The following is a 20361-nucleotide window of genomic DNA, read 5'->3' on the forward strand; positions in this document are numbered from 1 at the left end:
CCGTGCCGTGCCCGACCTCAGAAATGACGCCACCCGCCGCGGTCGACGACGAGCCGGTTACCGGCGCCGTCCTCGACCTCGAGCCCCTGCCCGATCCGGATCGTGCCGATCCGCGTCAGCCGGTGGTCGAGGCCGGCGCGCAGCGCCTCCACCTCCGCCCGCCGGTCGGCGGGTGCGGTGAACAGGATCTCGTAGTCGTCGCCGCCCGTGAGCGCCGCCTCGCGCGCACCGGGGATGCCGGCCGCGACCGGGGAGAGCGGCACGAGCGAGGCGTCGAGGATCGCACCCACGCCCGAGGTCTCGAGGATGTGACCGAGATCGGCGACGAGTCCGTCCGAAACGTCGATGGCCGCAGTGGCGAGCCCGCGCAAGTGCCGGCCGAGCTCGAGGCGCGGGCGCGGGGTGCGGTAGCGGTCGACGAGCGTTATGGCCTCGTCCTCGGGCACGGCGAGGCCGCGCAGCACGCGCAGGCCCAAGGCGGCGTCGCCCAGCGTGCCCGAGACCCAGACATCGTCGCCGGGCCGGGCACCCCGGCGCAGGAGTGCCCGGCCCTTCGGCACGGTGCCGAGGATCGTGAGCGAGAGCACGAGCGGCCCCGGCGTCGAGACCGTGTCGCCGCCGAGAAGATGACAGCCGAAGCGTTTCTGGTCGGCCATGAGCCCGGCCGCGAACCGCTTCAGCCAGGTGTCGTCGATGTCGCGCGAGCGGGCCAGCACGGTGAGATAGCCGAGCGGGTCGGCCCCCATCGCGGCGAGATCGGAGAGATTCACCCGGAGCAGCTTGCCCGCGACCAGCTCCGGCGGGTCCTCCTCGAGGAAGTGCACGCCGGCGACGATGGCATCCTTGGCGACGACGAGCTCGAGCCCGTCCGGCACCTCGACCAGTGCCGCATCGTCGGTGAGGTCCAGGGCACCGGGGAAGCCGCGCGCCAGCGGCTTCAGGAGGCGGTCGATCAGTTCGAACTCGCCGAGGCTCATAAAGCGGCCTCGCTCAGGCGCAGACGCGGTGCGAGCCGGTCGAGCACGGCGTTGACGAAGGCGGGCTCGCTGCCGTCGAAGAAGAGATGCGCCACCTCGACATACTCGTTGATCACGACCTTCACAGGCACGTCGGTCCGCTCGGCGAGCTCGTAAGCACCGGCGCGCAGGCACGCGCGTAAGAGATAGCCACAGCGGGCCAGCGTCCAGCCGTCGGCGAGGCAGGCCTCGATCTCGGGATCGAGCCGCCCGCGCGCGGCCCAGGCCCCCTTGACCACGATCTCGAACCACTCGCGATCGACCCGCGGCGAGGGCTCCTCGACCTCGAACGGCTCGAAGAGCCGGGCCAGGCGATGCTCGCCGAACTCGCGCACCACCACCTCGGGCCGCTCGCCCAAGAGCTCCACCTGGTAGAGCGCCTGCACGGCGGCGAAGCGGGCGGCACGCCGCTTGTTGAGGACGGGCCTCTCGCGCGGGGGGCGTGTCATCAGCCGCGGCCCTCCGTGAGGCGGCGCTGCCAGAGGAGAAGGCTCAAGGCCGCGAGCGCCGCCCCGCCGCCCTTGTCCTGATGATGCGGATCGGCCCGCACCAGGGCCTGCGCCTCGTTCTCGACCGTGAGGATGCCGTTGCCGATGGCGATCCGCTCCCGCACGCCGAGATCCATGATCCCGCGGCAGCTCTCGCCGGCCACGAGATCGTAGTGCGTGGTCTCGCCACGAATGACGCAGCCGAGCGCCACATAGGCGTCGAACCGGCCGGTGGCGTGCGCCATCGCGATCGCCGGCGGCACCTCGAGAGCGCCCGGCACGACGATGTGCGTGACCTCGGCGCCTGCCTTGGCGAGTACGGCCTTCGCACCTTCGAGCAGAAAGTCGTTGATGCGCCCGTAGAAGCGGGCCTCGACGATCAGGACGCGCGCGCCCGGCAGGTGCGGGACCTCGGCGGCAGCGCCGGCTCCAGCCATCGAGCGATCTCCTCGTGACAGATGGGGACAGACCAGAAGTAGGCGTTTGCGGCCACGGCTCAAGCCGGACGTGCGAAGGCGAGCTGACGTGCCACATAACGCGCCAGCATGTCGGCCTCGAGATTGACGGGATCGCCGGGACGCCGGTCCGCGAGCGTCGTGTGCGCCCACGTATGCGGGATGATGGTGACCGCGAACCGGTCTCTGCCGGCCTCGTTGACGGTGAGCGAAATGCCGTCCACCGCGATCGAGCCTTTGACCGCCACCATGGGTGCCAGCGTGGGCGGCAGGGCGATCTCGACCCGGCGATAGCCGCCTTCGGGCTCGATGGCGACGATCTCGCCCACGGCGTCGACGTGACCGAAGACGAGATGGCCGCCGAGTTCGTCGCCGAGCCTGAGCGAGCGCTCGAGATTGACGCGGGTGCCCGCCCGCCAGCTTCCGAGCGTGGTGCGGGCGAGGGTCTCCGGCGAGGCCTGGACGGCATGGCTACCTTCGCCGGACGCCACGACGGTGAGACAGATGCCGCTGTGGGCGATGGAAGCACCCAAGGGGATCTCGGCCAGCGGCAGGTCGCTCTTCACGACCAGCTCGCGCCCGTCCGCGACCTCGCGCACGGACACGATCTCGCCGAGATGGGTGATGATGCCGGTGAACATCGGGACCTCACGTCGCTGCCTCGTCTTCGGCCGGCTCCAGCACGCCGAGCCGGTCCGGGCCGAGCAGGCGATCCTCGATCCGCCGCCAGCGCCTCGCCTCCACGAGGCGGCGGACCGAGAGACCCTGAACCGCCGGGCGGCCGTCGGCTCCGATCAGAAGCGGCGCATCGAACAGATAGAGCCTGTCGACCAGACGCTCGCGCAGAAACGCCGTGGCGATACCGGCCCCGCCTTCCACGAGCACACGCGTGATACCCTGCCCGGCAAGGGTCGCCAAGACCTCGCGCAGCTCGCCCGCCCCTTCTCCTTCGCTCGCGAGCGGAAACAGCCTGACCCCTGCCTCTGCCAGCGCTTCGGCTTCGGGCGTGTCGAGGCGGCGCGTGAACAGCCAGACCGGGAAGGCGCGCGCGCTGCGGGCGAGACGGCTCGAAGGTGCAAGCCGCAGACGCCGGTCGAGGACGATGCGCACCGGCGAGCGCGCCTCGAGTCCCGGCAGACGGCAGGTGAGCAGGGGATCGTCCGCGAGCGCCGTGCCGCTGCCGACCAGGATCGCATCGTGCCTGAGCCGCAGCCGGTGACCTTCCGCGCGCGCTTCCGGCCCCGTGATCCACTGGCTCTCCCCGGTCGCGGTCGCGATCTTCCCATCCGCACTCGTCGCGAGCTTGAGCGAGACCAGAGGCCGGCCCCGGCAGCAGCGGGCGAAGAAACCGGCATTGAGTGCCTGCGCCTGCGCCTCCAGGCAGCCGACCTCGACCGCAATGCCGGCCGCGTGCAGCCGGGCGATGCCACGACCGTTGACGCGCGGATCGGGGTCGACCGCGGCGATCACCGTGCGCGCGATCCCGACCGCGATCATGGCATCGGCGCAAGGCGGCGTGCGCCCCTGGTGCGCGCAGGGCTCGAGCGTGACGTAGGCCGTGCTGCCGCGCGCGGCCTCGCCCGCCCGCAGGATCGCCTCGCGCTCGGCGTGCGGCCGGCCGCCGGGCTGGGTCCAGCCGCGGCCGACGATGCGCCCGTCCTTCACCAGCACGCAGCCCACGGCCGGGTTCGGCCAGACATTGCCGAGCCCGCGCTCCGCCAGAGCCAGGGCGGTGGCCATGTGGCGCCGGTCCGAAGCCTCGGTCATGGAAGGAGTCGGGCGAGTCCCGCCCCGGTCGCGGCCCGGCTCTTCCGGGCGGTTCTCTCAGGCGTCATGGTCTTCGGGCAGGTGCCGGATGAACTCCTCGAAGTCGCGCGCGGTGGCGAAGTCGCGGTAGACCGAGGCGAAGCGGACATAGGCCACCTCGTCGAGCTTGGCGAGGCTTTCCATCGCGAGCTCGCCGATACGCCGGCTCGGCACCTCGCTCTCGCCGCTGGTCTCGATCCGCCGCACGATACCGTTCACGATCTGCTCGATCTGCTCCTCGTCGATCCCGCGCTTTCGGGTCGCGAGCCGGATCGAGCGGGCGAACTTCTCGCGGTCGAACGCGACCCGCCGCCCGTCCTTCTTCACCACGACGAGATCACGGAGCTGGACCCGCTCGAACGTCGTGAAGCGGGCGCCACAGCCCGGACACTGGCGGCGACGGCGGATCGCCGAAGCCTCCTCGACGGGACGGGAGTCCTTCACCTGGGTGTCTTCCGTCCCGCAGAATGGGCAGCGCATCCCTCGCTCCGGCAACGGCCGAGACCGGACCGTCCGGCCTCCTCGCCCGGCTGCTCGATCCGGGCGGCTCGTGGCGGCGGGACTATATCATCGGTTGCTGTCGGGGGAAGTGGCGGCACCGCTCAGCTTGTCCACCCGCCGCTGGTGCCGGCCGCCCTCGAACGGCGTGTCGAGGAAGGCCTCGAGGCAGTCCCGCGCGACGCTGGGTCCCAGCACCCGCGAGCCCATGGCCAGCACGTTGGCGTCGTTGTGCTGACGGGCCAGCCTCGCCGTCGTCACGTCGTGGCACAGGGCGGCGCGGATGTGGAGGTGCCGGTTGGCGGCGATGCTGATCCCGATCCCGGTGCCGCAGACGAGCACGCCGCGGTAGGCCCGCCCGTCGGCCAGGGCCTTGGCGAGGGCTGCGGCCATGTCGGGATAGTCGATGGAATCGCCGTTGTGAGCGCCCAGATCCAGCACTTTCAGGCCCCGCTCCTCGATCACGACCTTGAGCGTGTTCTTGAGCTCGTAGCCGGCATGGTCGGCGGCAAGCACTACGGTGTTCTCGGGCATGACGGGTTCTTCTCGGGAGGTCCGGGGTGAGCGCGAGTTTAGTCGATCCGATGCCGCGCGGGAACGCCCTGCGGCCATCGGGCAACGGGCCGCTTGCCAGCGCCCTCGCGGCGGCTTAGCACCTTGTCGGTGCCGGAATCCGCACGGCCTCCCTCCCTGGGAGGCCGTGCCGAAAGGGAGTCTCAGCCCATGCCCAAGATCACGATGTCGACGCCGGTCGCCGCGAGCCCCGACATGCTCTGGCAGGCGATCGGCGCCTTCACCGCGATCGGCGACTGGCATCCGCTGGTCGAGAAGGTCGAGAGCGAGGGCGAATACAAAGGCTCGACCCGCACCCTCCAGCTCGGCGGAGCTCGAATCGTGGAGCGGCTCGAGGAGGTGAGCCCGACCGAGCGGCTCTACCGCTACTCGATCGTCGACAGCCCTCTGCCCATCCGCAACTACGTCGCCGAGATCCGGGTCAAGGACAACGGCGACGGCAGCAGCACGGTCGAATGGTCGAGCGACTTCGACGTCACCACTGGCAACGAGGGCGACGTCGTCAAGACGCTCCAGGAGGTCTACCGGGCCGGCCTCGACAATCTTGGCCAGCTCTACGGCTTCAAGCGCTGAGGATGCGCCTCGCCGCCGCTGCCGGCCGTTAGTTGCTGGCCTCGCGCTGCTCCTGGATCAGACGCTGGAGCTGCGCTACGTCGACCGCACCCGGGATCAGGGTCTCGCCGATCACGAAGCTGGGCGTCCCCGAGATCCCGAGCTTGTCGGCCAGGGCCAGGTTGGCGTCGATCCGGGCCTTGACCCAGTCCTGCTCCATCTCGGCGCCGAGCTGGCCGCGGTCGTAGCCCTGCCTGGCCGCGATCTCGAGGACGGCGTCGCGGCTCAGATCCCTGCTCTGCATCAGCGCAAAGTGGAGGCTCGGGTACTTCTTCGCATCGAGCTTCGCGGCAGCGAGCGCCGCCTTCGCGGCGGTCACCGAGTCGGGGCCGAGCACAGGCAGCTCCTTGAACACGAAGCGCAGCTCCTTGTCGCCGTCGAGCATCTTGCGCAGGCTCGGCGACATCGCCCGGCAATAGCCGCAGTGATAGTCGAAGAACTCGACCAGCGTGACCTTGCCATTCTGGTCCCCAGCGACGGGATCCTCGGCCTGGTGGAAGATCTCGTCCTTGTGCCGCGTGATCGTCGCCTTCTGCCGCGAGGCCTCCTCGGCCTGCTGGCGCTTCTGCAGCTCCTGGATCGCCTGGTAGATCACCTCCGGCTGGCGCAGGAGATAATCGCGCACGATCCGCTCGATCGCCTCGACCGGCAGCTTCTCCTGTGCCCGTACCGGCATTCCCGGCAGAAGCAGCGCCGCCCCGAGAAGAGCCAGGACGGCGAGGACGCGTGTTGGTCTCGGCATGAGAGCGGATGCCTTCCTCGAGCGTGTCGGAAACGCGACGGTGGTAACCCAGCTCGCCGGCCGATGCCAGTCACAAGCCGTCACCGGCGCTGCGGCGGTGGCTCGATCTCCTCGACGGCGCGCGACAGGTCCTGGAGCCGATACCAGCTCGGATCGCTCGGCTTGATGAGCTGCTGGGCGCGATGAACGTAGAAGTCGGCGTCCTTGCGATTGCGCAAGAGCACGGCTTGCTCGGCCAAGGCCAGGGCGGCCGGCCCTTCGCGCCCGCGCCGGCCCTCGGCCACGCCGAGAAAGCGCCAGGCGCCGGCATTGTCGGGCTCGATCCGCACCGCTTCCTGCAGGAGTGCTGCCGCCTCGTCGACGTTCCTGGCGTCGCCCTGCTCGAGGAGCGCTCGGGCGAGACCGAAGCGCAGCAGCGCGGAATCGGGCCGGAAGCGGACGGCCCGGCGGTAGGGCGCTATCGCTTCGGCCACCCGGCCGTTCTCGAACAGCATCTGACCCTTGAGCTCGTGGAAGTAGGGGTCCTCGGGCCGCTCCTCGATGAGTCCGTCGATCAGCGCCAGGGCCTTGTCGAGATCGGGGATCCGGTAATAGGCGACGGCGCGCGCGTACCGGTCGGGCAGGCTGTCGGCGCTGCGGCGGGCGATCACCTGTGCCGGGTTCGAGAGGAACCCGTCCAGCTTCGCCACCGCCCGCTGATGCTCGAGCATCAGAGACCGGTCCGGCTTGGCGTCACGATAAGGCGAGCGCGCGACCGCATCCTCCATGAAGGCGATCCGGTCGCTGGTCAGCGGGTGGGTGCGAAGATAGGAATTGCCTTCCGAGCTGATCCGCAGATTCTGCGTGTCGAGAATCCGGAAGAAGTCGAGCAGGCCCTCGGGCGACATCCTGAGCGCGGCGAGATAGTTGACCGCCGCCTGATCCGCCGTTTGCTCCTGGGCCCGGCTGAAGGCGAGAAAGCCGCGCTGCGCCACCGTCAAGCCGCCCGCCATGATCGCCGTGCCGAGCTGGGGCGCGCCCGCCACCGCGGCGGCGGCACCCAAGAGCGCCCCGACGATGGAGCTGGTGCCGGCGCTGGCCATCGCGTCCTGCGCCCGGGTGAGATGGCCGCCCGCGATGTGGCCGGTCTCGTGCGCGATCACCCCGGCGAGCTGATCCGGGTTCTCGGTGCGCATGATGAGGCCGGTGTTGATGAACAGGTTCTGGCCGCCGGCCACGAACGCGTTGAGTTTGTCGTCGTTCAGGATGTAGACGTTGATCGACGCGGGATCGAGCCGTGCGGCCTTGAAGATCGGGTCGGCAATGGCACGGATCGTGCTCTCGATCTCGGCATCGCGGATCACGGTCGCGGCCGAGGCGGGCCATGCCATCGCGGCGAGCAGCGCCGCCGCGACCACACGCCGGCACCAGATTCTCATCCCGTGCATCCGTCGAGTCCGTTCGTTGACCGCGAGCCGCGGCACCCTATCAAGCTCGGTCCGAGGTCGCCACGTTTCAAGTCAGCCAGCGAGGCCAAGCATAGCATGAGCGCTTCTCCGCCGTTCAGGCCATCCCGTCGCAGCGCCGTCGCTCCCTTCGTCGTGATGGAGGTGCTCGCGGCGGCCAATGCCCGCGCCGCGGCCGGAGCCGACGTGCTGCATCTCGAGATCGGCGAGCCCGGCGGCGGCGCTCCGCCCGCGGCGGTCGCGGCCGCCACACGGGCCCTCGCCGCGGGCGCTTGCGGCTACACCGAGGCGTTCGGCCTTCCGACCCTGCGCTGCCGGCTCGCCGAACACTACCGCGAAACTTACGGGCAGGTGGTCGATCCGGCGCGGATCGCGCTCACCATGGGTGCTTCGGGCGCCTTCATCCTGGCCTTCCTCGCCGCCTTCGACGCCGGCAGCCGCGTCGTCGTGACCGAGCCCGGCTACCCGGCCTACCGCAACATCCTGGAAGCGCTCGACATCGAGGTCGTGCCGCTGCCGACGACGCTCGAGACCCGCTTCCAGCCCACACCCGAGCTGCTCGAGACCGTGGCCGGGCCGATCCACGGGCTCGTGCTCGCGAGCCCCTCGAACCCTGCCGGGACCATGCTGGCAAGGGACGAGCTCGAGCGGCTCGCGCGCTGGTGCCGGGCGCGCGGTATACGCATCGTCTCCGACGAGATCTACCACGGGATCTCCTACGGCACGCCGGCCGAAACGATCCTCGCCTTCGACGACGCTGCCGTCGTGGTCAACAGCTTCTCGAAATATTTCTGCATGACGGGCTGGCGGCTCGGCTGGCTCGTGCTGCCGGACGATTTAGTCGAGCCCGTCATCCGGCTCGCCCAGAATCTGTTCATCTCGGCTCCGACCGTCTCCCAACACGCAGCGCTCGGCGCCTTCGCCGACCGGCCGGAGCTCGAGCGGCGGATCGATGGCTACCGCCGCAACCGGGCGCATCTGCTGCGCGCCCTGCCCGAGGTCGGCCTCACCCGTATGGCGCCGGCGGACGGCGCCTTCTACCTCTATCTCGACGTCGGTGCGTTCACCGACGATTCCGTGCGGCTCTGCCACCGCATCCTCGAGGAAGCCGGCGTGGCGCTGACCCCGGGCGTCGATTTCGACCCGCCACGGGGCCGCCACTTCGTCCGGCTGTCGTTCGCCGGTCCGGAGGACGAGGTGAGCCGCGCCTGCGACCGGCTGTGCGCCTGGTTCCGCAGGGAACGGCCGAGCGGCGGCGCACGCTAGCCCCTGCCCGATCCCTCCCCTGTCCATTCGGAGGAAGGATCGGGCGGGCAGCGGTCAGCGGACCCAGCGGCTCCACCAGCCCGAGCGCTGCGGCCGCTGCTCCGTGCTCTCGCCGGCCGACGTCGGCGCCTCGGGGGCGGTCTCCTGGGCGGGCGGGGCCGTGACCGGCTCGACAGGCGCCTCGCCGTTCGTGGCACCACCTTCGACGACGGCAACCGGGGCGGTCGCCGGCTCGCTCTCGCGCCGCTTGAGTTCCCAGCTTCCCACTGGCGCAGGCTCGGCCGGCACGGGCTCACCGCTGCCGGCGAAGGTCTCGGGCTGGCTGGTGGTGGGCACGGCCTCGGCCGGAGCCGTCTCGGCGGCTGTCGCTGGCTTCCTGCTGCGCGGCTTGCGCGGGGGCCGGGTCCGAGCCGGGGCGGGTGCCGCGGCGGCGGGCTCCGGCATCGTCGCCTCCTCGGCTACAGCTTTAGCCTTGCTCCTGGACGCGGCACGGCGACGGCGCGGCTTCGGCGCCGCTTCGGCCTCTGCGGCAGGCTCCATCATCGGCACCGGCTCGGCCGCGCTCTCGACCGCCGGCAGCACCGTCTCGACCGGCTCCGCTGCCGGCGCAGACTCCTCGGCCTCCGCCAGTCGGGCCGACGCCTCCTCCGCTACCGGCTCGATCTGCTCGGCCTCGGCTGCCGTCGGGACCTCGACGGCAGGCGGCAACGGCAGGGCTTCGGCTCCGGCTGCTGCCTCGGGAGCAGCAGCCTCGACCTCGGCCTGCTCCGGCTCGAGCCGTTCCTCGCCCTCCGCCTCGATTTCCTCGGCGGCAGACTGGGCGCTGCTCACGGCAGCAGCAACCTCGGCCGGCACGCCGGCCTCGCCCGGCCGCCGCCGGCGGCGGCGACGGCGACGGCGACGGCGGCCACCGGCCTCCTCACCCTCCTCGGCCGCAGCCTGGGGCGGCTTCGCCTGCGCAGCGGGCGCGGACTTCGCGGGTGCCGCGGCCTGCGGACGACGCTCCTCGGCCACCTCCTCCTGCGGCGCCGCCTCGACCACCCGCTCGCGCTTCTCGGTCATCTCGATGCGCATCGTGGGCGGGACGAGATCCTCGTCCACCTGGACGAGCACACGCATGCCGTAGCGCTGCTCGAGCCGGATCAGGGCCTCGCGCTTCTGGTTGAGAAGGTAGAGCGCCACCTCCTCGGGCAGCGTGACGCGAAGGGCCGCCGCCTCGTGCCGGATCCCCTCCTCCTGGATCGCGCGCAGCGCCTGAAGTGCGCACGATTCGGTCGAGCGGACCACGCCCAGGCCGGCGCAATGCGGGCAGACCTGGCTCGAGAGCTCCTGCAGGCTCGCGCGCAGCCGCTGGCGCGACAGCTCGAGCAGGCCGAACTGGCTGATCTTGCCCATCTGGATGCGCGCGCGGTCCGCCTTGAGCGCGTCGCGCAGGCGCTTCTCGACCGCGCGCTGGTGGCGCGCCTCGGCCATGTCGATGAAGTCGATCACGATCAGGCCGGCGAGGTCGCGCAGGCGAAGCTGACGGGCGATTTCGTCGGCCGCCTCGAGGTTGGTCTTGAGCGCGGTCTCGTCGATGTGCCGCTCGCGGGTCGAGCGGCCCGAGTTGACGTCGATCGCGGTCAACGCCTCGGTGGTGTGGATGACGATCGATCCGCCCGAGGGCAGCTCCACCGTCGGGCTGTGCATCGCGTCGAGCTGGTCCTCGACGCGGTAGTGGAAAAAGAGCGGGACCTCCTCCTTGTAGAGCTTCACGAGCTTGGCCCGGCTCGGCATCAGCATCTGCATCAGCCGCTTCGCCGAGCGGTAGCCCTCCTCGCCCTCGACCAGCACCTCCTCGATGTCGCGCGTGTAGAGGTCGCGCAAGGCCCGCTTGATGAGGTCGCCTTCCTCGTAGATCAGCTTGGGCGCTATGCTCTGCAGCGTAGTCTCGCGGATCTCGTTCCACAAGCGCAGGAGATACTCGTAGTCGCGCTTGATCTCGGCCTTGCTGCGCTCCTGGCCCGCCGTCCTGATGATCAGGCCCATGCCCGGCGGCACGTCGAGCTCCTGCGCGATCTGCTTGAGCTTCCGCCGGTCCTCGGGCGAGACGATCTTGCGGCTGATGCCGCCGCCGCGCGGCGTGTTCGGCATCAGCACACAGTAGCGGCCGGCGAGCGAGAGGTAGGTCGTGAGCGCTGCCCCCTTGTTGCCGCGCTCCTCCTTCACGACCTGCACCAGCATGATCTGCCGGCGCTTGATCACCTCCTGGATCTTGTAGCTGCGCAGGAGACGCGCACGGCGGCGCGCCTGGTCGGCCATCATCTCCGCCGTCTCTTCGTCGGCGTCGTTGGTGACGGTCTCGGCCCCCTCGCCGCTCTCCTCGCCGTCGCCGGCGCTCGCCTTAATCGCCGCCTCGCGCTCGAGATCCTCGAGCAGCGCACGATCGGCCTGCGGGATCTGGTAGTAATCGGGATGAATCTCGCTGAAGGCGAGAAAGCCGTGGCGATTGCCGCCGTAGTCGACGAAGGCGGCCTGCAGCGAGGGCTCGACCCGCGTCACCTTGGCGAGGTAGATGTTGCCCTTGAGCTGAAGCTTGGTCGAGGTCTCGAAATCGAAGTCGACGAGGTGATGGTCATCGAGCACCACCGCCCGGGTCTCCTCCGGGTGGGTGGCGTCGATCAGCATGCGTTTGACCATGGATGAAAAGCTCCGGTGGCCGCCTCGCCGACCGCAGCGGCAGCTCCCGGCAGTGGCGGCTCGAGTTGGTGGCGACCTGCGACATTCCCGGCTTCCCTGCAGCGGCACGGAACGTCAGCAGGCCGAAACGGAACGAATCGGTCACGTGGCGCGAGCCTCGCCGGCGGCGCAGGGCGTCGTGGCGACGACGAAACGCCTTCTGCGGCAAACCAAGCCCGGCAGCCAGAACCTTTCGGTTGAGAAGATCATCAGCCGGCTTTGCGGCGCGTACGGGCGCCAACCCTCTGCACGCACCATCCTTGTGCCGAGCCCGGATCATCACGGCGCCGAACTATAATGCCTGTCCTTGTGCGCTACAATCGGGTAATCTGCGCTCGTACATGGCGGCGGGCAATCATCGATTCGGCGAAGGTTCGTTGCGGACGCTCCATCATTGGCACGTGCCTCGGGGCCTCGCCCGCGGTGCCCGACGGCAGATATCCTCGCGCTGCGGCTTTCCGCCCTTCGTCCTGCTCTGCCTGATCCTGCTGTTCGGCCTTCTGGCATCGGCCGCGTGGGCCGATCCCGGCCAGGTGAGCGGGCTGCGCTTCGGCATCAACGGGCAGACGACGCGTGTGGTGCTCGACCTCGACCGGACGCTGAATTACGAGGTCAGCGTCGAGCGCGATCCGAGCCGGCTCGTCGTCGATCTCGAGGAGGTGCGCTGGCAGCTCGGGGCAAACACCGACACCCGGCCGCGCGGCCTCGTCCGGGCTCACCGCTACGGCCTCGTGACACCCGGCCGGTCGCGGCTGGTCGTGGACATGGCCCGGCCGTTCACGATCCGGAACACGATGTTGCTGCCGCCCTCGGCGGACAGCAGCCATTATCGCCTCGTGATCGACCTGACGCCGGATCGGGAAGTCCCGGCCGGCAGCGCCGCGGTCGAGCCGGCCGCCGGTACCAGGACGCGCGCCGCGGCACCGCGCGTCCCCTCGCCACGCCCCGATGGGGCTGCGCCCAAGGCTGCGGCCGTCAGGAAGGCCGTTCCCGTCGTCGTGCTTGATCCTGGCCATGGCGGGGTCGATCCCGGCGCCATCGCCGTCACCGGCAAGTACGAGAAGGACATCGTGCTGGCCATGGCGCGGCAGCTCGCCAAGGTGATCGAGAGCACCGGCCGCTACCGGGTGGCGTTCACCCGCGACGACGACACGTTCATCCGGCTGCGCGACCGGATCGCGCGGGCGCGCGAGTTGGGCGGGCAGATCTTCATCTCGCTCCATGCCGACAGCCTCGACGCCGCCGAGCAGCGGGGCGCTTCGGTCTACACGCTCTCCGAGACCGCCTCGGACGAGGAGGCGGCCCGGCTCGCGAGCAAGGAGAACCGGGCCGACATCCTCTCGAGCACCGACCTCTCGCAGCACGATGCCGCGGTTGCGACCATTCTCCTCGACTTGGCGCAGCGCGATACCAATAACCGCTCCATCGCGTTCGCCGACATCCTGGCCGAGGAGCTCGCGAAGGTGTCGCCGCTCCTGCGCAAGCATCGCCGTTTTGCCGGATTCGCCGTGCTGAAATCGCCGGACATGCCTTCCGTCCTGCTCGAGCTCGGCTATCTTTCCAACCCGGTCGATGCGCGCAACCTGACCCGATCCGCCTATCGGGTCCAGGTGGCGCGTGCCGTCGTTCGCGCCCTGGATCGCTTCTTCTCCGACCACCGGTCCTGACCTACATAACCCGTCCGTCGGCCCGGCACGCCTTGCAGAGGATGAGGACGTGAGACGTCTGTTCCGCTTTTTGGCCAGCCTCGTGCTCGGCACGATCGTGCTGGCGGTCCTGGCCGGTATCGGCCTGTTCGTCCTCGTCGAGCGCTACGGCGGCGAATTGCCCGACTACCGTCAGCTCGCGACCTACGAGCCGCCCACCACGACCCGGATCCATGCCGGCGACGGCCGCCTACTCGCGGAATATGCCCGCGAGAAGCGGGTCTACGTGCCGGCCGAGGCGATCCCGGACCGGGTGAAACAGGCCTTCATCGCCGCCGAGGATCAGAACTTCTACCGGCATCCCGGCATCGATATCGTCGGCATCAGCCGGGCACTCCTCAGCAACGTGCAGCGGCTCGGGACCGACCGGCGCCCGGAGGGTGCTTCGACCATCACCCAGCAGGTAGCGAAGAACTTCCTCCTCAGCAACGAGCTCTCCTACAAGCGCAAGCTCAAGGAGGCGATCCTGGCGCTCCGCATGGAGCGCGCCTTCACGAAGGATCACATCCTCGAGCTCTACCTGAACGAGATCTTCCTCGGCAACCGCTCCTACGGCGTCGCCGCGGCGGCGCTCAACTACTTCAACAAGTCGCTCGACGAGCTCTCGATCGCCGAAGCCGCGCTTCTGGGCGGCCTGCCGAAGGCCCCCTCGAGCTACGATCCGCGCCGGAACCCCGAAGCGGCGCTGGCGCGGCGCAATTACGTCATCGGCCGGATGGCCGACGACGGCTACATCACCGCTGCCGAGGCCGAGGCCGCGAGGAACGAGCCGATCGTGCTGCGCGAGCAGTCGCCGACCGAATTCGCCGAGGCCGACTTCTTCATCGAGGAGGTGCGCCGGCAGCTCGTGGCGCGCCTGGGCGAGGACGGCTTCTATGCCGGCGGCCTCTCGGTACGCGTCACCGTCTCGCCCAAGCTGCAGGAGATCGCCGACCGAGCGCTCCGTCACGGCCTCTCGGCCTACGATCGGCGCCGCGGCTGGCGCGGTCCCTGGGGACGGATCGATCTCGCCGCCGCGGGCGCCGCCTGGCCCGCGAAGCTCGCCTCCATGGATCCCGGCTTCGAGCTCGGCACCTGGAAGCGCGGCGTGGTCCTGGAGGCGCAAAAAGACCGGGTCGAGGTCGGGCTCGAGGGCGGCGAGAAGATCCGCCTTTCGGCCAGCGACGTCGCCTGGACGAAGCGGAACCTCGACCCCGGCGATCTCGTGCTGCTCGAGCCCATGAGCGAAGGCGGCGAGCGACGCTGGGTGCTGCGGCAGCGCCCGGAGGTCGATGGCGCCGTGGTGGCGATCGACCCGCACACCGGCCGGGTGCTCGCCATGAGCGGCGGCTTCAGCTACCGGCAGAGCAAGTTCAACCGCGCGACGCAGGCCAAGCGTCAGCCCGGCTCGGCCTTCAAGCCGTTCGTCTATCTCGCGGCGCTCGAGGAAGGCATGACCCCTGCCACGGTCATGCTGGACGCGCCCATCGTCGTCGACCAGGGGCCGGGCCTGCCGAAATGGCGGCCCGAGAACTACACCGACGACTTCCTGGGGCCGATCACGCTGCGCGTGGCACTCGAGAAGTCGCGGAACACGATCTCGGTCAGGATCGCGCAGACGATCGGCATGGCCAAGATCATCGACCTCGCGAATCGGGTCGGCATCGGCGAGGGTCTCGGCCCCTATCTCGCCGCCTCCTTGGGTGCCAACGAGGTGACGCCGCTCCAGCTCACCGCGGCCTACGCCTCGATCGTCAACGGCGGCAAGAAGATCGAGCCCGTGCTCGTCGAGCGGATCCAGGACCGCCACGGCCGCACCATCATGCGCGGCGATCCGCGAAGCTGCGACGGCTGCAACGGCATCGCCTGGGACGGCTCGCCGCCGCCGGCGCTGCCCGACCCGCGCGAGCAGGTTCTCGATCCGCGCCACGCATACCAAATGGTGTCCATGCTGGAAGGCGTGGTCGAGCGCGGCACCGCCAAGGCGGCACTCTCGATCGGCAAGCCGGTCGCCGGCAAGACCGGAACCTCGAACGACAGCCGCGACACCTGGTTCGTGGGCTTCTCGCCCGACCTCGTGGTCGGCGTGTTCGTGGGCTACGATCAGCCGCAGAGCCTCGGCAAGCACGAGACCGGCGCCTCGGTGGCGCTGCCGATCTGGATCGAGGTGATGGATGCGGCCCTGAAGGATCAGCCCGCCACCCCGTTCCGTACCCCGCCCGGCCTCACCCTCGTGCGGGTCGATGCCACAACGGGACGGCTGCCCGGTCCCGACAGCCGGGCCGTGATCACCGAGGCGTTCCTGCCGGGCACGGAGCCGGGACGCGACCGGTCGATCGACCCGGATGCCGAGCCTGCGGATCCGTTCACGGCGGCCCGCGAAACCATGAAGGTGATACCGCCCGGAACCAGCGGTCTCTATTGACAACGGCCACGGCCCGCCGTTCTTCCCCCCTTCTTCGTCTGACAGGGATCATCCATGCGCGCCGAAATCGCGAACCTCGCCGACTCCATCAAGGAGGGCCTCGTCCTCCTGCGGAGGCATCTTTGACTGGGATCGGGCACTTCTGCGGCTGGACGAGCTGAACAGCCTCTCCGAGGATCCCAAGCTCTGGGACGATCCGGAGAAGGCGCAGGCCATCATGGGCGAGCGCAACAGGCTCGCCGCCGCCATCGATCGCCAGAAGGCGCTCGAGCAGGGTCTCGAGGACGCGACTGCCCTCGCCGAGCTCGCCGAGGAGGAGGGCGACGAGGGCACCGTGACCGAGGTGCAGCGCGACCTCGAGCGGCTCAAGGAGCAGGTCGACCGGCTGCAGCTCGAATCGCTGCTTTCGGGCGAGGCCGACGCCAACGACGCCTTCCTGCAGGTGGCGGCGGGTGCGGGCGGCACCGAGAGCCAGGACTGGGCGCAGATGCTCTTGCGGATGTATCTGCGCTGGGCCGAGCAGCACGGCTACAAGGTGGAGTGGATCGAGGAGAGCGAGGGCGAGGAGGCCGGGATCAAGTCGGCGACGATCAAGATCATCGGCGAGAACGCCTATGGCTGGCTCAAGACCGAATCGGGCGTGCACCGGCTCGTGCGCATCTCGCCGTTCGACAGCAACGCGCGTCGGCACACGAGCTTCGCCTCGGTCTCGGTCTCGCCCGTGATCGACGACCGCATCCAGATCGACATCCAGGACAAGGATCTCAAGATCGACACCTACCGCGCCTCGGGCGCCGGCGGCCAGCACGTCAACCGGACCGATTCGGCCGTGCGCATCACGCACCTGCCGACCGGGATCGTGGTCGCCTGCCAGAACGACCGCAGCCAGCACCGCAACCGGGCGCAGGCCATGGACATGCTGCGCGCCAAGCTCTACGAGCTCGAGATGCAAAAGCGCCGGGCCGCCTCGGACGCGCTCGAAGCGCAGAAGATGGACACGAGCTTCGGCTCGCAGATCCGCAACTACGTGCTCCATCCCTACAAGCTCGTGAAGGACCTGCGCACCGGGGTCGAGAGCGGCAACCCGCAGGCCGTGCTCGACGGCGATCTCGACAGATTCCTGGAAGCCTCGCTGGCGCAAGGCGCCGGCCAGCGCCGGCCGGATGCCTAGCCCGAACGACGGCGGGTCCGCCGCGGGCGGGACGAGCATCCCGCCCGCGGGCTTCCCTCTCCCGATCCGCCTGCTGCGAGCGGATCGGCGAAGCCATCAGTGTCGCGGAAGCGACACTGCCCGATCTTCCATGAATCTGCCTTAATGATCGTTATTGCCTTGCCTGTCGTTCGCTTCTAGCTGGATGACGCTTGCGCCGATGAGCGTAGCTGAAGGTCGGAACGAAGCCATGGCCGGGCACAGCCGATACTGGGTGTCGGGGCTCCTCGCCGCCTGCCTGATCGCCGGCGGAGCCGGCTCGCCGATGGCGCAGGGCAGGGGTCCGGTCGAGGAGCCGACGAGCGGTCTCGTGTTCCAGCCGATCCAGGGCGGCTGCTTCGATATGGGCGACCTCGATGTCGGCGTCATCGAGCAGGTCTGCGTCGACGACTTCCTGCTCGCGCGCACCGAGGTCACCAACGCCCAGTTCCGGCAGTTCCGGCCCGAGCACCGCAGCGGCAGCTTCGCGGGTCGAAGCCTCGACGGCGACGATCAGCCCGTCGCCAACGTGAGCTGGCGCGACGCCGTGGCCTATGCAGCATGGCTCGGCGACAGAACCGGTCATCGTTTCCGTCTGCCGACCGAGGCCGAATGGGAATATGCCGCGCGCGGCGGTACCAGGACCGCGCGCTTCTGGGGGGCCGACGAGGACGATGCCGCCCGCTATGCCAATCTCAAGGAGCGGCCGGGCCTGCCCACCGACGGCCACGTCGTCACGGCTCCGGTCGGATCGCTCGCGCCGAACCCGTTCGGGCTCCACGACATGCTGGGCAACGTCTCCGAATGGGTCGAGGACGCCTACCTGCCGGGTGCCGACCGCTACGGCGATCGCCGGCGCAACCCGAAGGTCGAGGGCGACGGCCGCCTGCGCGTGCGCCGGGGCGGCAGCTTCGACGATCCGCCGCGCATCGTGCGCACGTCCGCGCGTGACTTCTACGCCGCCGACTTCGCGGTGCCGCAGACCGGGTTCCGTCTCGTCATGGAGCGATAGGGCGATGACAACGCAGAGATGCGTGCACCCGTGGCGGCGTCGGGCCGCGGCGGTTCTGGCCGTGCTCGGGGCAGCGGCGCTGACCCTGCCCGTACAGGCGCAGAGCGCTGGCTGGATCGAGACCGAGAAGGCCGGCCGGGTCGACAAGGCGGCGCTCGACAGCGTGCTCGAGGTGACGTCGCGCGCGCTCAACGTCCGCCCCGAGCCCTCGACCGCGAAGCCGCCGGTGGCGGTGCTGGAGCAGGGCGACGTCGTCCGCCGGGTCGGCGACACGTTCAACACGGTCGAAGGTCGGGCCTGGATCCAGATCGAGCGGCCGAACGGTCAGCGCGGCTGGGTCTCGGCCCCGTTCCTGCAGCCGATCAGACCCTCCCTGGAACGGGTCGAGCAGGCCATGCTGCTCGTGGCCGGCCTCGGCAGGGCCGGCGCCGCTCCGACCCGGATCGCGGCCAAGGAGAAGATCCGCGCCGGGTTCGTCTATGTCGGCCCGGTCGGGGACGCGGGCTGGACCTACTCCCACGACCAGGGCCGGAAGGCGCTGGAGGCGCTCCCGTTCGTCGAGAAGACGAGCTACGTCGACAGCGTGCCCGAGGACCCTGCTCTGGTCGGTGCTGCCATCGACAAGCTCGTGGCCGACGGCGCCAACCTCGTTTTCACGACGAGCTTCGGCTACATGGACCCGACCATCGCCGCCGCCGCACGACATCCCGACGTCGTGTTCATGCACGCCTCGGGCTTCAAGACGGCGACGAACGCCGGCACCTATTTCGGACGGGAATACGAGGCGCGCTACCTCGCCGGTATTCTCGCCGGCGGCATGACCGAATCCAACATCATCGGCTATGTCGCGGCGTTCCCGATCCCGGAGGTGATCCGCGGCATCGACGCCTTCGCGCTGGGTGCCCGCAGCGTCAATCCCGACGCCGAGGTGCGGGTCTTGTGGACCAGCACCTGGTACGGTCCCGGCGTCGAGCGCGAGGCCGCCGAGCGGCTGCTCGACTTCGGCGCCGACGTGCTGACGATGCACCAGGATTCGCCGGCGGTGGTCCAGGCGGCCGAGCAGCGCGGCAAATATGCGATCGGCTACCATAGCGACATGAGCGTGTTCGCGCCGCGCGCCACGCTCGCTTCCGCTGTGTGGGACTGGACGCCACTCTATCGGAAGGTGGCCCAGGACGTGCACGATGGCACCTGGGAGCCCTACAAGCTGTGGTGGGGCCTCCGCGAAGGCGTCGTGAAGCTCGCCGGCCTCGACCCGAGCCTGCCCGATTCCCTGAAGCAGCGGGTGGCCACCGCCGAGCGGGCGCTGAGGGAGGGCAGGCTCCGGATCTTCGAGGGTACCATCCGCGATGCCGACGGCGTCGTCCGCGTGCCATCGGGCAAGGTGCTGTCGGATGCGGATCTTCTGAGCCTGGACTGGTTCGTCCTCGGCGTGAAGGGCGATCTGCCGAAGCCGCAGCAGCCCTCGCTGCCTTCGAACTGACGATGTAGGCCCGTCCCGCTGCGGTCGGCCGCTCCTGCTTGTGATGACGGAGCGGAGCCGTTAACTCCTGCTGCTGCAGGTCAGCAGGAGCCGTGTCGGGCATGAGGTTCGAGGGTAGCAGCCGCTATATCGCCACCGAGGAGCTCCAGCTCGCGGTGCGGGCCGCCGTGGCGCTGGAGAAGCCGCTGCTCGTCAAGGGCGAGCCTGGCACCGGCAAGACCATGCTCGCCGAGGAGGTCGCCGCATCCCTCGATCTGCCGATCTTCCGCTGGCACATCAAGTCGACGACCAAGGCACAGCAGGGCCTCTACGAGTACGACGCGGTGGCGCGGCTGCGCGACAGCCAGCTCGGCGATCCCAGGGTCCAGGACATCCGCCATTACATCAGGAAGGGCGTGCTCTGGCAGGCGTTCGCGAGCGAGCGGCGCGCGGTCGTCCTGATCGACGAGATCGACAAGGCCGACATCGAGTTCCCGAACGATCTCCTGCTCGAGCTCGATCGGATGGAGTTCTTCGTCTACGAGACCGGCGAGACCGTGCGGGCGCGCCACCGGCCGGTCGTCGTCATCACCTCGAACAACGAGAAGGAGCTGCCGGACGCCTTCTTGCGCCGCTGCTTCTTCCACTACATCCGCTTTCCCGACCGGGAGACGATGCGGCGGATCGTCGAGGTGCACTATCCGGGCCTGCGCGGCGATCTCGTCCGCGAGGCGCTCGAAGCCTTCTTCGAGCTGCGCGAGCTGCCGGGCCTCAAGAAGAAGCCTTCGACCTCCGAGCTCCTCGACTGGCTCAAGCTCCTCATGGCCGAGGAGATCGGGCCCGAGGTCTTGCGCGAGAAGCGGGTGAAGAAGGCGATCCCGCCTCTGTTCGGGGCGCTGCTCAAGAACGAGCAGGACACGCAGCTCTTCGAGCGCCTCGCCTTCATCGCCCAGCGCCAGGGGCGCTGAG

18 protein-coding genes are annotated in these 20361 nt (G+C 69.6%); 8 read left to right on the forward strand and 10 right to left on the reverse strand.

What is annotated here, in order from left to right; genetic code table 11:
• Nucleotides 1–17: 17 nt before the first annotated feature.
• The 7 genes from thiL to rpiB form a co-directional block, all read right to left on the reverse strand.
• Entirely contained in the window at nt 18–977 is a 960-nt protein-coding gene (gene thiL / locus U1T56_RS02090) for a thiamine-phosphate kinase (protein ID WP_418157764.1), read from the reverse strand.
• Nucleotides 974–1465: a transcription antitermination factor NusB gene (gene nusB, locus U1T56_RS02095; protein ID WP_418157765.1), complete on the reverse strand. Its 492-nt coding sequence runs from the start codon at nt 1463–1465 to the stop codon at nt 974–976. Before nusB ends, thiL begins: the two co-directional genes overlap by 4 nt.
• Nucleotides 1465–1941: a 6,7-dimethyl-8-ribityllumazine synthase gene (gene ribH / locus U1T56_RS02100; RefSeq protein WP_418157766.1), complete on the reverse strand. Its 477-nt coding sequence runs from the start codon at nt 1939–1941 to the stop codon at nt 1465–1467. The genes nusB and ribH overlap by 1 nt, the downstream gene beginning before the upstream one ends.
• A 59-nt stretch (nt 1942–2000) precedes the next feature.
• Nucleotides 2001–2600 carry a riboflavin synthase gene (locus tag U1T56_RS02105; protein WP_418157767.1) on the reverse strand — a complete coding sequence of 200 codons (600 nt, stop codon included), beginning with the start codon at nt 2598–2600 and terminating at the stop codon, nt 2001–2003.
• Between the two features lie 7 nt (nt 2601–2607).
• Nucleotides 2608–3726, reverse strand: coding sequence for a bifunctional diaminohydroxyphosphoribosylaminopyrimidine deaminase/5-amino-6-(5-phosphoribosylamino)uracil reductase RibD (gene ribD, locus U1T56_RS02110; protein ID WP_418157768.1), 1119 nt, complete (start codon nt 3724–3726; stop codon nt 2608–2610).
• Between the two features lie 57 nt (nt 3727–3783).
• Entirely contained in the window at nt 3784–4245 is a 462-nt protein-coding gene (gene nrdR, locus U1T56_RS02115) for a transcriptional regulator NrdR (protein ID WP_418157769.1), read from the reverse strand.
• Nucleotides 4246–4332: 87 nt separating this feature from the next.
• Nucleotides 4333–4797 carry a ribose 5-phosphate isomerase B gene (gene rpiB, locus U1T56_RS02120; protein WP_418157770.1) on the reverse strand — a complete coding sequence of 155 codons (465 nt, stop codon included), beginning with the start codon at nt 4795–4797 and terminating at the stop codon, nt 4333–4335.
• Nucleotides 4798–4986: 189 nt separating this feature from the next.
• Between rpiB and U1T56_RS02125 the strand changes: the two genes are divergently transcribed.
• A complete protein-coding gene (locus tag U1T56_RS02125) occupies nt 4987–5409 on the forward strand; it encodes an SRPBCC family protein (RefSeq protein ID WP_418157771.1) in 423 nt (140 codons plus the stop codon).
• A gap of 28 nt (nt 5410–5437) precedes the next feature.
• Here U1T56_RS02125 and U1T56_RS02130 read toward each other — a convergent pair whose 3' ends face one another.
• Both U1T56_RS02130 and U1T56_RS02135 read right to left on the reverse strand, forming a co-directional pair.
• A complete protein-coding gene (locus tag U1T56_RS02130; RefSeq protein WP_418157772.1) occupies nt 5438–6190 on the reverse strand; it encodes a DsbA family protein in 753 nt (250 codons plus the stop codon).
• An 80-nt stretch (nt 6191–6270) separates the two neighbouring features.
• A complete protein-coding gene (locus tag U1T56_RS02135; RefSeq protein ID WP_418157773.1) occupies nt 6271–7608 on the reverse strand; it encodes a M48 family metalloprotease in 1338 nt (445 codons plus the stop codon).
• Between the two features lie 105 nt (nt 7609–7713).
• On the opposite strand from U1T56_RS02135, the gene U1T56_RS02140 reads away from it, so the two are divergent.
• Complete coding sequence (locus tag U1T56_RS02140) at nt 7714–8901, forward strand: pyridoxal phosphate-dependent aminotransferase (protein WP_418157774.1); 1188 nt, start codon at nt 7714–7716, stop codon at nt 8899–8901.
• A 54-nt stretch (nt 8902–8955) separates the two neighbouring features.
• Here U1T56_RS02140 and U1T56_RS02145 read toward each other — a convergent pair whose 3' ends face one another.
• Nucleotides 8956–11580 carry an Rne/Rng family ribonuclease gene (locus U1T56_RS02145; protein ID WP_418157775.1) on the reverse strand — a complete coding sequence of 875 codons (2625 nt, stop codon included), beginning with the start codon at nt 11578–11580 and terminating at the stop codon, nt 8956–8958.
• 416 nt (nt 11581–11996) lie between these two features.
• Between U1T56_RS02145 and U1T56_RS02150 the strand changes: the two genes are divergently transcribed.
• The 6 genes from U1T56_RS02150 (at nt 11997) to U1T56_RS02175 (ending at nt 20360) form a co-directional block, all read left to right on the forward strand.
• Nucleotides 11997–13286, forward strand: coding sequence for an N-acetylmuramoyl-L-alanine amidase (locus U1T56_RS02150; RefSeq protein WP_418157776.1), 1290 nt, complete (start codon nt 11997–11999; stop codon nt 13284–13286).
• Nucleotides 13287–13335: 49 nt separating this feature from the next.
• Nucleotides 13336–15729: a penicillin-binding protein 1A gene (locus U1T56_RS02155; RefSeq protein ID WP_418157777.1), complete on the forward strand. Its 2394-nt coding sequence runs from the start codon at nt 13336–13338 to the stop codon at nt 15727–15729.
• 54 nt (nt 15730–15783) lie between these two features.
• Nucleotides 15784–16900, forward strand: a protein-coding gene (gene prfB, locus U1T56_RS02160; RefSeq protein ID WP_418157778.1) for a peptide chain release factor 2 whose coding sequence is annotated in 2 segments (ribosomal slippage) — nt 15784–15852 and nt 15854–16900 — 1116 coding nt in all. Because the reading frame shifts where the segments join, the coding sequence is not laid out codon by codon here.
• A 229-nt stretch (nt 16901–17129) separates the two neighbouring features.
• Entirely contained in the window at nt 17130–17930 is an 801-nt protein-coding gene (locus tag U1T56_RS02165; protein WP_418157779.1) for a formylglycine-generating enzyme family protein, read from the forward strand.
• 4 nt (nt 17931–17934) lie between these two features.
• Entirely contained in the window at nt 17935–19413 is a 1479-nt protein-coding gene (locus U1T56_RS02170) for a BMP family ABC transporter substrate-binding protein (RefSeq protein WP_418157780.1), read from the forward strand.
• Nucleotides 19414–19514: 101 nt separating this feature from the next.
• Nucleotides 19515–20360 (forward strand): AAA family ATPase, encoded by an 846-nt coding sequence (locus U1T56_RS02175; RefSeq protein ID WP_418157781.1) that lies wholly within the window; start codon nt 19515–19517, stop codon nt 20358–20360.
• The last annotated feature ends 1 nt before the right edge of the window (nt 20361 follow it).

The sequence above is a fragment of the Benzoatithermus flavus genome, from assembly GCF_037908215.1.
Classification (GTDB): domain Bacteria; phylum Pseudomonadota; class Alphaproteobacteria; order Geminicoccales; family Geminicoccaceae; genus Benzoatithermus; species Benzoatithermus flavus.